This is a genomic window from Streptomyces sp. NPDC017676 (genome assembly GCF_044329325.1).
Taxonomy (GTDB): domain Bacteria; phylum Actinomycetota; class Actinomycetes; order Streptomycetales; family Streptomycetaceae; genus Streptomyces.
This window is the reverse complement of sequence record NZ_JBIRJA010000001.1, coordinates 600,750-611,736: the sequence shown is the minus strand read 5'-3', so window position 1 is coordinate 611,736 and position 10,987 is coordinate 600,750. Positions and strand designations below refer to the sequence as shown.

The 10,987-nt window shown below is 72.6% G+C and carries 11 protein-coding genes; 2 read left to right on the top strand and 9 right to left on the bottom strand.

From position 1 onward, the window contains the following. Positions 1-127: 127 nt before the first annotated feature. From ACH4LD_RS02710 to ACH4LD_RS02680, 7 genes are all read right to left on the bottom strand, one after another. Positions 128-1,168 carry an AvrD family protein gene (locus ACH4LD_RS02710; RefSeq protein WP_398053354.1) on the bottom strand — a complete coding sequence of 347 codons (1,041 nt, stop codon included), beginning with the start codon at positions 1,166-1,168 and terminating at the stop codon, positions 128-130. After that, positions 1,165-1,446 (bottom strand): phosphopantetheine-binding protein, encoded by a 282-nt coding sequence (locus ACH4LD_RS02705; protein WP_103810811.1) that lies wholly within the window; start codon positions 1,444-1,446, stop codon positions 1,165-1,167. Before ACH4LD_RS02705 ends, ACH4LD_RS02710 begins: the two co-directional genes overlap by 4 nt. Then, positions 1,440-2,219, bottom strand: a complete 780-nt coding sequence (locus ACH4LD_RS02700; protein WP_398053353.1) for an SDR family NAD(P)-dependent oxidoreductase — start codon at positions 2,217-2,219, stop codon at positions 1,440-1,442. Before ACH4LD_RS02700 ends, ACH4LD_RS02705 begins: the two co-directional genes overlap by 7 nt. Next, complete coding sequence (locus tag ACH4LD_RS02695) at positions 2,216-3,562, bottom strand: class I adenylate-forming enzyme family protein (RefSeq protein WP_398053352.1); 1,347 nt, start codon at positions 3,560-3,562, stop codon at positions 2,216-2,218. The genes ACH4LD_RS02700 and ACH4LD_RS02695 overlap by 4 nt, the downstream gene beginning before the upstream one ends. Next, positions 3,559-4,353 (bottom strand): HAD family hydrolase, encoded by a 795-nt coding sequence (locus ACH4LD_RS02690; protein WP_398053351.1) that lies wholly within the window; start codon positions 4,351-4,353, stop codon positions 3,559-3,561. Before ACH4LD_RS02690 ends, ACH4LD_RS02695 begins: the two co-directional genes overlap by 4 nt. Positions 4,354-4,784: 431 nt before the next feature. Beyond that, on the bottom strand, positions 4,785-5,639 hold the full coding sequence (locus tag ACH4LD_RS02685; protein WP_398053350.1) for an MBL fold metallo-hydrolase: 855 nt from the start codon (positions 5,637-5,639) through the stop codon (positions 4,785-4,787). 78 nt (positions 5,640-5,717) lie between these two features. After that, positions 5,718-7,163, bottom strand: a complete 1,446-nt coding sequence (locus ACH4LD_RS02680) for an MFS transporter (protein ID WP_132783554.1) — start codon at positions 7,161-7,163, stop codon at positions 5,718-5,720. Between the two features lie 245 nt (positions 7,164-7,408). Between ACH4LD_RS02680 and ACH4LD_RS02675 the strand changes: the two genes are divergently transcribed. Further along, positions 7,409-7,831, top strand: coding sequence for a MarR family winged helix-turn-helix transcriptional regulator (locus ACH4LD_RS02675; RefSeq protein WP_030657095.1), 423 nt, complete (start codon positions 7,409-7,411; stop codon positions 7,829-7,831). A 58-nt stretch (positions 7,832-7,889) separates the two neighbouring features. Here ACH4LD_RS02675 and ACH4LD_RS02670 read toward each other — a convergent pair whose 3' ends face one another. Then, entirely contained in the window at positions 7,890-8,855 is a 966-nt protein-coding gene (locus ACH4LD_RS02670; protein WP_258055536.1) for a helix-turn-helix domain-containing protein, read from the bottom strand. Between the two features lie 291 nt (positions 8,856-9,146). On the opposite strand from ACH4LD_RS02670, the gene ACH4LD_RS02665 reads away from it, so the two are divergent. Further along, entirely contained in the window at positions 9,147-9,776 is a 630-nt protein-coding gene (locus tag ACH4LD_RS02665) for a TetR family transcriptional regulator (protein WP_398053349.1), read from the top strand. Between the two features lie 404 nt (positions 9,777-10,180). Here the strand turns inward: ACH4LD_RS02665 and ACH4LD_RS02660 are convergent, their stop codons facing one another. After that, positions 10,181-10,933 (bottom strand): SDR family oxidoreductase, encoded by a 753-nt coding sequence (locus ACH4LD_RS02660; RefSeq protein ID WP_132783552.1) that lies wholly within the window; start codon positions 10,931-10,933, stop codon positions 10,181-10,183. Positions 10,934-10,987 lie beyond the last annotated feature (54 nt).

Here is a 10,987-nt window from a genome sequence, read left to right as displayed (position 1 = left end):
GGCCCCCCCCCCCGCGTGGCGTCCTCCCCCCCGGGGGGGGCGGGGGGCCGGGGGGGGGGGGGGGGGGGGGGGCCGCGCCCCCCCCCCCCCCCCCCCCCCCCCCGCGTCCGGGGGGTGCCGCCGCGCGTCAGGCCGCGGTCGCGGCGGCCTGCGCGGGCAGTTCGTGGGCGAAGCCGCAGCGCAGCCGGACGCCGGCCAGGCCCGCCTTGATCTCGACGCTGCGCCAGATGCCGCCGCGCAGGGGCAGCAGCCGCTTGCCGGTGAGGGCGGCCTCGGCGACGACCGGCGTGTCCGGGCGGTCGGGCACCGGGGCGCCGTCCTCGGGCGCTTCCAGGACCGTCTGCATCATCCACAGGGTGTTGCTCTCGGCCCGGCTGATCGAGTCCAGCTCGTACATCAGGACCTGGACGAGCTGGAGGTTGACCACGAAGGCGTCGATGAGGGAGACGGACGGCTGGGTGTCGCCCTCGATCCCCTCCCGGCCGGCGTCCGGCTCCGGCGCGAAGTGCACGTCGGCCCGGGCGGCGAGGGCGTCGAGGTCGACGCGGACGTCACGGACGAAGTGCCGCCGGTTCTTGAACCCCTCGCCCCAGAAGCGTTCCGTACCGGGGCCGAGCGCCTTCTCCAGGCTCTCGTGGCGCGCCTCCTCCACGGTGCGGGTGGCGATGCCGTGTTCGATCTCGCACCGCACGCGCAGATTGCCGACGGTGCAGTCGTGCACGGACAGGTGCCGGGCGGACGGTCCGGGGAGCTCCTCGGTCCGCACCAGGCGGGTCGCGAGCGGGATGTCCGTCAGCTCCTCCTGGGGCGCGCCGCCGGCCCGCAGGACGACCTTGCGCAGCCGCATCCGGGTGCGGGCGGCGCCGTCGAGTCCGTAGCCGTGGGCGAGGTGGAGTTCGGCGAGCTGGACGCCGAGGACGAGCGCGTCGACGGTGCTCAGGTGGGGCCGCAGGTCGGTGCCGTCCTTCTTGCGGGACCAGTCGGCGGGATAGGTGACGTCCACCGTGGCCCGCACGCCCGCGTCGGGGGCGTCGGCCGGGGTGACGACGACGTCCCTGACCCGGTATCCGGCGCGCTGGTAGCCGCGGGAGAAGAACCGGGTCTCGCTCGGGCCGAGGTAGTCGTCGATGGACGTGAGCGACAGCTGCCGGCCGGTTCCCACGGTCACACCCCCGCCGAGGCGGCGCGTATCGCCTCTTCGTAGACGTCGATGAGCTCGCCGACGGTGCGGACGTCGGTGATCGAGCGGTCCTCGCCGAACGGGTCGACGCCCAGTTCGGCCTCCAGCTGGAGCAACAGCTGGGCCAGCAGCAGGGAGTTGAGACCGGCCGTCAGCAGCGGGTCGTCCAGGGAGTAGCCGGTGCCGCCCTCCTCGTCGAGCAGGACGCTGTCGATCTCGCGCTGGACGGCTGCCCTGATGTCGGACGTCCGCGTGTTGTTCAGCATGTGATGCCTCCATCGATGACAAGGGTGTGTCCGGTGATGAACCGGGCCCCGGGCGAGGCGAGGAAGAGGACCGCCTCGGCGATCTCCTCCACGGTTCCCAGGCGGCCCAGCGGGGTGCGGTGCTGGATCTTCTCGCGGTTGCGCGAGGTGACGTCCGCGGTCATGTCGCTGTCGAAGAAGCCGGGCGTGACGGTGTTGACCCGGATGCCCAGGGGGCCGAGTTCGCGGGCCAGGGCGCGGCCGAGCCCTTCGAGGCCGGCCTTGGCCGCGGCGTACACGGCGACGCCCCGGTAGCCGCGGATGGCGTTGATGGACGAGACGTTGACGATGGTGCCGCCGCCCGTGCGCGTCATGACGCGGGCGCAGGCCTGGGCCAGGTGCATGGGAGCCAGGAGGTTCGCGCCGACCAGGTCGTTCATGCGGGCCGGGGCACCGGTCAGGAAGAGCTCCTGGTGGAGCACGCCCGCGTTGTTGACCAGCAGGTCGATCCGGCCGAAGCGGCGCGCGCTGTCGCGGGCGAACTCCCGCAGCCCGGCGAAGTCCGTCAGGTCGGCGGCGGCCCAGTGGAAGGAGTCCGGGTGCTTGCCGGCCATCGCCTCGGTGAACTCGTTGGATCTGCGGCTGAAGGTGGCCACGCGCCGGCCGTCGGCGAGGAGCCGTTCGACCAGGACCCGGCCCAGTCCCCGGCTGCCGCCGCTGACGACGGCGACGGGGGCGCCGCGGTCGTCGGGGCCGCCGGGCGCGGGCCCGGCGGGGCCGGTGGCCGGGTTCACGCCGCGCTCCGGATCTTCTTGAAGCGGTCGGAGTGCTGGTCGTCGTCGGTGACCTCGACCAGCAGCGGCACCTTGTAGGCCTCCAGCCGCCGGCTGCAGTACGTGCGGACGCGGCGGGCCACCTCCCGCGGGTCCGCCGGCTCGGTGAGCTTCACCGTGGCCTGCACCACCTGGCCGGTGATGTGGCTGTGCCGGCCGGAGACCGTGGCGTCGGCGATGATGTCCATCTCCAGCAGGACGTTCTCGACCTCGCTGGGGTAGACCTTCTCCCCGGCCACGTTGATGATCTCGGACTTGCGGCCGAGGATGCGGACGTAGTCGCCGTCGGTCTCCACCGCGTCCTGGGTGTTGAAGTACCCCTCCTCGTCGAAGGGCGCGGGCGCGTTGAGGTAGCCGAGCATGGCCATGTCGGAGCGGATCCACAGGACGCCGTCGCGGATCTGGTACTCGAAGCCCTCGCCGCCGAGCTTCACCCAGAGGCTGTCGTTGTCGCGGGACCGGGTGGACAGGATGCCCAGCTCGGACAGGCCGTAGGTCTGCTTCAGACGGACGCCGGGCAGCGTCGCGTCGAGCCGCTGGAGCACGCCGAGCGGCATCGGCTCGGTGCCGTAGGTGATCAGTTGGAGGGTGCTGAGGTCATGGCGTGTGTAGGCGCGCGAGATGAGCAGCATGTTCAGGAACGTGGGCGTGGTGGGCAGCACCTGGATCCGGTGGGCGGCGATCGCGGCGCACACGGTGTCGGGGGTGCGGTCGTCGATGGTGACGAGCGCTCCGCCCTGGCTGAGCGTGTGCAGCAGCGTGTTGATGCCGCCGATGTGGTCCAGGTTCAGAAAGCCGAGGGTCCGCTTGGGTTTGCGGGCCTCGCCGTACTTGCCCAGCACCTTGGCGAAGTCCAGGACCGTCGCCTTGCTGCGGCCGGTGGTGCCGGAGCTGAACAGCACCAGGCCGGGGGTCCGCGCCGCGCGCAGCCGGCCGTACAGTTCGTGGTCGGCCGTGCGGCCGGTGGCCTCGAACCGGTGCCGGCCGCCCAGGGCGTCGACGGTGACGACGGCCTCGACCTCGGCGATGTCCAGGAACTCGGACCGCTTGGCCGGGGGCAGCCGGGTCAGGGGTACGACGACGGCGCCGCGGTCGATCAGGGCGAGCAGCCCGGCGCAGACCTCGACGCTGCCGGCCCCTTCCAGGGCGACGACCTGTCCGGGCCGCACCTGCCGCGCGTCGAGGAAGGCCTTCCACCGGTCGGTCAGTGTCAGCAACTGGGCGTAGCTGTGGCTCCGGCCGTCGAAGACCATCGCGTCGGCGTCACCGAAGCTGTGCATCCGTTCGAAGAACCAGGCAGTCATGCGGTCTCCGGCATCTCGTAGCGGGTGGGTGTGGTGGGGGCGAAGGACGAGTGAGGGGAGTGGAAGGCCGGTCGGGCCCGTGCGGCACCGGGGCCGGTCCGCGGCAGCGGCAGCGCGGGCGGGGGGAGGGTGCCGGGCAGCAGGCGCCACCCGTGGGCGCGCGCCGAGGTGCGCAGCCGCTCGTCGCCGCCGACGACCACGGCGGAGCCGACGGCCTTGAACATCGGCACGTCGGAGACGTGGTCGCCGTACGCGACGCAGTCGTCCGGGGTGGCGCCGCGCCGGGCGAGGACGGTCCGGACGGCCTCGGCCTTGGTGGCGCCGAGCATCGGCGGGCCCTTGAGGTCGCCGGTGTGGCGCCCGTGGACGATCTCGGGCTCGGTGCACCAGACTTCCTCGACGTCCAGGTCGGCGGCGATCGGCCGGAGCGGCGCCGGGAACGACCCGGACACCAGGACGACGTGGTCGCCCCGCTCCTGGTGGCGGCGCAGCGCGGCCAGGGCCGGCTCGTGGTAGTAGCCGCCGGTGGACAGCTCGGCCGCGAACCACGCGTCCGCCACGCCGGCGAGCACGGCGGCGTCCACACCCTGAAGTCCGCTGAAGTAGGCCCGGTTGGTGGCCTCCCTCGGGCAGCCGATCGCGGCCATGGCCTTCAGCTCGCGGCGCCGCTCCTCGTACACCCGCGGCGGGTGGCCCATGGCGGCGAGGTAGAAGGCGAGGAGGCGGAACATGCTGCCGGACGTGGTCAGGGTGCCGTCCACGTCGAAGAAGGCGACTCGCGTGCGGTTCATGGGTCGGTACGCTCCTGAGGTCTGGGGGCGAATGGGCCGGCCGCGCGCCGAGATGTCCTCCACCCGCTTTCCGGGGCTCCGCTCACATTTCCTTCGACCAGCCGGCCGTCCTCGGCCGGACGGGAATTCGGCCGGCACGCGGAGGAAGACGCCGTGGGCCGTTCCGGCCTGCCGCCGGGCGAGTCGGCCTGGGTTCCGCCGGTTCCCTGGGCACCGTCCGCGGCGATGTTCCGGCTCGTGTCAGGAATCATTTCACCGGCGGCCTTCCGGCCCCAGACTTCAATGTCACCGGCTTCCCCGACGCCATCACCGAAGATGCTGCCGCCCGCACCAACACGTTCGCCCGCGGCACTTCACCACCTCATACGCGAAAAAGCGGGCCCGGCACGGGAATTACCCGGTGCCGGGCCCGCATTCCGGGCCGGGACGCGTTATGCGGTTCCTTCGGACAGCGGCTCCCAGCGCGCCCCGCCCTCGCCGTGCGCGACGCGTCCGAGCTGTCCCCGCGCGAAGTGGTTGGCGAAGGCCAGGGTGTCCGGGCGCGCCAGCTCGGCCAGCATCTCCTGCCGTGTGCGCACCGCCTGCTCCGGCAGGGCGTCCATCGACACCCGCCAGTCGGGTCGGGCGAGTTGGGCGGGGCTGTGGAAGACGTCGCCGAACGCGATCAGCCGCCGTCCGCCGGCCGAGAGGACGTACGCCGTGTGGCCGCGCGTGTGTCCGGGGGCGGGCCATGCGGTGACGCCGGGGAAGATCTCCTGCCCCGGGGTCACCGGGGGGCCGGCGGCCTCCGGGGGCGCCGGCCAGTCGGCCCATTCGTCCGCGGAGGCCAGCAGCGTGGCCCGCGCGAACGGGGTGGGACGGTCCGGGCCGGGCCGGAACGCCCATCCGATGTGGTCGTCGTGCAGGTGTGTGAAGGCGACGGCGTCGATGTCGGCGGGGTCACGGCCGGCCCGTGCGAGGGCGTCGGGGAGCCGTCCGCCGTGGAGGGCGCCGATGGTGTCGATGGTGTCCTCGGCCGGGATGTCGTGCGGCCCGAACCCGGCGTCGAGGAGCAGGGCCCGGCCGTCGTGCTCCACGAGCAGGCTTGCCACGGACGTCGCGAGGTAGCCCTGGTCGTCCAGGAGGCCGGCGTGCTCGTCCGTCCAGTCGCGGTCCGTCGAGTCGGGCAGCCAGCGCCGCGGGTGCAGTTGCACCGCGCCGTCGGGGACGACCGTGACGGTGTGGTCGCCCAGGCGCAGTGAACGCAGCGCGCCGAGCGGTGAGTTGAGCCCCGTGGGGAGCGGCATGGTGATCCTTCGGTGGGTGACGTCGTCGGGGCCGCCCGGGGAGGCCGGAACCGGTGTCCGGCCTCCCCGGGCGGACCGTCAGACCGCCTCGTTGGCCCGGACGGGGGTCTCGGCCGGTACCGGCGTCTCCTTGACGGCCGCGGCCGGCTTCGGCAGGGCCAGCGCCAGGCCGACGGTGAGCAGGATCAGCACGGCCGAGGTGAAGGTGGCCGCCTGGAGCCCGTCGGACAGCTCGGCAGGGGCCGGGTCGGAGCCGCTGACCGCGTTGGAGACGGCGACCAGCACGGCCAGGCCGACGGCGGCACCGACCTGCTGGCCGCTGGTGGCCAGGCCGGACGCCAGGCCCTGGAGCTTCTCCTCGACGCCCGTGGTCGCCGCGGAGAACATGGCGGTCCAGATGACGCCCTGCGCGATGCTGAAGATCACGATGCCGGGGACCATCTGCGCGTACGTCGAGCCGTTGCCGAGGAAGGCGGCGAACACGGCCGTACCGATCGCGCCGACGACCAGGCCGAGGGCCAGGGTGCTGCGCACGCCGATCGCGGTGGACATCCTGCCGCCGATCACGGTGCCGACCAGGATGCAGGCGCACGGCAGGATGAAGGCCAGGCCGGTGGCCAGGGCGCTCCAGCCGCGCACGGTCTGCAGCGCGAGCGTGATGAAGTACGCGCTCGCCCCGAAGGTCGCCATGAACGCGAACGTGATCATGGAGCCGAGGCGCAGGCTGCGGAAGGAGAACACCCGCAGCGGCACCAGCGGGTCGGCGGTGCGCGACTCGATGACGACGAAGCCGACGATCAGGGCCGCCGCGGCGACGAAGCTGACCAGGGTGACGGGCGCGGCCCAGCCGATCTCCGGACCCTGCACCAGACCGAAGACCAGCAGCAGGGCACCGCCGGTGACGGTGATGCCGCCGGGCAGGTCGAAGCCCTGACGGCGCTCGGTCGGCCGGTCGGCGGGGATCGCCTGGAGTCCGAGCAGGGCGACGCCCAGGGCGAGGGGGACGTTGACGAAGAACACCGCGGCCCAGCCGAACGCCTGCGTCAGCACACCGCCCAGCAGCGAGCCGACCACCATGCCGCTGCTGCCGGTGGCGCCCCACACGCCCAGGGCACGGTTGCGCTCGGGCCCCTCCTCGAAGTTGCTGGTGAGCAGGGACAGGGTGGCCGGCGCGAGGAAGGCGCCGCCGATGCCCTGCACCGCTCGGGCGGCGACCAGGACCCAGGGGTCCGAGGCCAGTCCTCCGAGCACGGAGGCGAGCGCGTAGAGCGCCAGGCCGGTCAGGAACATCCGGCGCCGGCCGAGCAGGTCGGACATGCGACCGCCGAGCAGCAGGAAGCCGCCGAACGCGACGGCGTACGCGCCGATCACCCACTGGAGCTGCTGGTCCGAGAAGCCCACGCCGGAACCGATGTCCGGAAGGGCGACGAACACGATGCTGTAGTCCAGGGCGATGATCAGCTGGGCCAGCGCCAGGGCCGCCAGGATGAGCCCTTTGTGACGCGCGGAACCAGACGAAGTCATGGCTCTGTGTACCTCTCTGATTAGAGCGGAAGGCAGGGAAGGGACGGGCCGGACCGGACGGTGCTTCCGTCCGGCGGGCCACCGAGCCAGCGATACTTCTAGCTCGGATACTACTAGCTCGAACTATCCGAGTCCGAAGCTAGGGCTTGGTTGGCGACCTCCGCAAGGGAAGGCCGAGTTCAAATGTTTCCAACTCGCACGATCTGACCGGCCGGGTGTGCGAAGCCGCCGGGTACGATGACGACATGGCGCACTCGAACACCCCCGGCCGGCTCGCAGACGGCGACGTGTGCAGCCTGGTCAACGCCCTGTCACAGGCGATCGAACGGCACACCCGGCAGGTCTCCGACCGGTTCGGCCTCACCTCGGCGCAGGCGGTCGCCCTGCGCGAGCTGCCCGAGCCGCGGACCTTGCGCGAGCTGGCCCGGCGGATGCACTGCGAGGCGTCGAACGCGACGTTCGTCGCGGACCGGCTGGAGGCCATGGGCCTGCTGGAGCGCCGGCCGCACCCGACCGACCGGCGCGCCAAGCTGCTGCACCTGACACCCGAGGGGGCCGCGCTGCGCAGGAAGGTCGTCAAGCAGCTCCAGGTGGACTCGCCGATCGGGCGGCTCACCGACGAGGAGCAGACGACCCTGCGCGACCTGCTGGCCCGGGCGGCCGACTGAGCGACCGCGCACCGGCGCCCGGGCGGGCACCACCGGCGACAGCCGCTCGGCCGACCGGTCAGGCAGGCACCGTGGAGACGGTGAAGGCCGGTGACACCTCCCGGATCCAGTTGCCGATCCGTTCGGCGTCACCGCCCGAGTCCGGCCGGAGCAGGATCAGCTGACGACCGGGGCGGCAGGACAGGTCGAGACAGACCTGGTTCAGGGACACCTGCCCCAGCCCCGGATGCCGCACCACCTGGGTGATGCCCGAGCCGTCGCTGATGCGGTGCTGGTCCCACAGGTCGGCGAAGAACGGGCTGCGTTCCCGCAGGCGGCGCACGAGGGAGGCGAGCCGGGGATCACCCAGGAACTCACCGCTCTGCGTGCGGAACCGGGCCACCGCGTCGGCCGCGTCCCGCTCCCACAGGGGGAACCGGCTCCGGGCGCCCTGGTCGAGGAAGAGCATCTCCAGGTAGTTGGCGTCTCCTCCTTCCACGCCCAGCAGACGCTCGGCGGCGGTGTTGGCGGCCGTGACGTCCCAGTAGCGGTCGAGGAAGTACGCCGGGCTGGGCAGGAAGTCGTCGACGATCTCCGCGCCGAGCGGGTCGTCGTCCTCCACGCCGGCTCGGGGGCGGCGCGGCGCGGTGTAGCCCGCCAGCCGCATCACGTACAGACACTGCGCCTCGTCCAGCCGCAGGACACCGGCGATGGCCGCGAGGATCTCCGGGGAGACGTTCTTGGCCCTCCCCTGCTCGATCCACGCGTACCAGGACGCCCCGATACCCGCCAGCATGGCCACCTCCTCACGGCGCAGACCGCTCAGCCGGCGGGATCCGCCGCCCGGCAGTCCGACCTGCTCCGGAGTGACCTCCGCACGCCGGGCCGCCAGGAAGCTGCCGAGTTCGGCGAACCTCAGGTCGGCCGGCTTGGCCGCCGGAGCCTGGACGGCGTCCCGCCGTGGGACGGGCACCGCCTCCCGGCGCTTGCGGCGGATCACTGACAACGCGACGCCGGATGCCGGAGATCCAGTACCAGTCATCATGGTGCCCCTCCTCCGTGTACAACGTTCGCGCCCCCCGTCTCGGTGCGCTCACAACATAATAGGTACCGTTATTTTTCTTGCCGCCTGAAGAGAGTAATATTTTTTATTTTTACTCATCCTTGACCATCGAGCGAGGGGGTCCGACCCGCCCGGTTCGCGCCACCTTGCTGACCATGGGGTTGCGGGCGGACGTACCAGGCATAAAGATAACGAGCGCTATCATTGTTCGACGGGTGTGCGGGTCTCCGCAGCCGCGGGAACAGCCCACCGAACGTGCGGAGGCCGGGGAGCATGGTCAGTCAGGAGCGGGCCGAGCGGACGCGAGGGCGTCTGCTGGAGGCTGCCGCCAGAGAGTTCTCCCTCCAGGGGTACAGCGGTACGTCGCTCCAGCGCGTCAGCAGGTCCGCGGGCGTCACCATGGGCGCCCTCACCTTCCACTTCCCCACCAAACCGGCCCTGGCGGAAGCCGTGCACGCCCGGGGGTCCGAGATCACCCGCGAGGCGGTGGCCCGCACCGGCGCGGAGCCCGCGGAGGAATCCGGCTACCCGCTCCTGCAACGCGTCATCCGCATCGCGCACGCCGTGGCGGCCCTGTTGTGCGAGGAGCCGACCGTGCGGGCCGCCGGCCGGCTGACCCGGGAACGGGCGCCCGGGCCGGCGGACTGGACCGACTCCTGGCTGCCCGACGTGCGCGACCTGCTGGACCGGGCGAGCCGGGAGAAGGAACTGCGCACCGGCGTCGACCCCGAGATCGTGGCGCTGCTCCTGCGGTACCTGGTCCTGGGCGTGCTGGACTCCCCCCAGCCCACCGAGGGCTGCGCCTCCCACCTGTCCCAGCTGAACGCGGTCTGGGCCGTCCTGTTGACCGGCCTGATCGGCACCGCGGTGGACTCGGCACAGCCGGGGGACGGCACGGCCTGAACGGCGCGGTCTGAACGGCCGGCTGACGCGCCGGACACGATGCCGCCACGGCCACCCGCCGACCCGGTCACCACCGCCCTGCTTCCAAGCCCGGTGAGGGACACGGGACACCGAGCCTCCTGACGGACATCCGGTACCCGACAACGCCACGCTGCCCGCCGCACCCGATACCTGGCACCCGGCACCCGGCACCCGTCCCCGGTCCTCCGTCCCCCGGTCCCCCGGCACCTGTCGCCCGGCACCTGTCGCCCGGCACCCGGCACCCGCACCCCGGCGGTCCGCCCACCGCGACCGCAGTCGGCCGGCGCCCCGCGCACGGCCGTCGTCCGGTCATCGGCCGGTCAACCGCCGTTCGCGGGACGCTCGTTGCACGTCACTCGTCGGACGAGCCGGGGTCGGGTCCGTCAGACCGCGCTGCAACCTCCGTCCACGGGGACGGCCGCGCCGGTGACGAAGGACGACTGGTCGCTGAGGAGCCAGGCGGCGGCCCGGGCGATCTCCAGGGGGTCGGCCATGCGCCGCTGGATGGCGCGCGAGACGCCCTGGGTCTCCACCTCGGGGTGCCGCTCGATCACCGCCTCCATCAGTTCCGTCCGGGTGGTGCCGACGACCAGGGCGTTGATCCGGATGCCCTGGTCGCCGTACTCGGCCGCGGCCGCCCTCGTCAGACCGATCAGCGCGTGCTTGGCGGCGACGTACGGGGCCGCGGCACCGGTGGCGAACTGCCCCGCCGTGCTGGAGGTGTTGAGGATGGTGCCGCCCTGGTGGGCCAGCATCGCCGGGATCTGGTAGCGCATGCAGTTCCACCCGCCGCGCACATTGACGTCCATGATCTGGTCGTAGACGTCGTCGGGCAGCTCGTGCAGCCGCACGCCCGCCGTCCCCCAGCCGGCGTTGTTGAACGCCGCGTCCAGGGAACCGAACGAGGAGACGGCGGTGTCGACGACGCGGCGCACGTCCTCCGCCGAGGTGACGTCCCCCGGGCACGGCAGCGCCCGGCCCCCCTCCGCACCGATCTCCGCCGCCAGCTTCTCCAGCTTCTCCTCGCGCCGCGCCATGAGGACGACCGCCGCCCCCTGCGCCGCGAGGTGGCGGGCCGTCGCGGCGCCGATGCCGCTGGACGCCCCCGTGATCATGACCGTCTTGCCCGTGAACACGTTGTTCCCCTCCCCGTTGTCTCCGGACAGCCGGTTCGGTCCCCGCCGAACCGG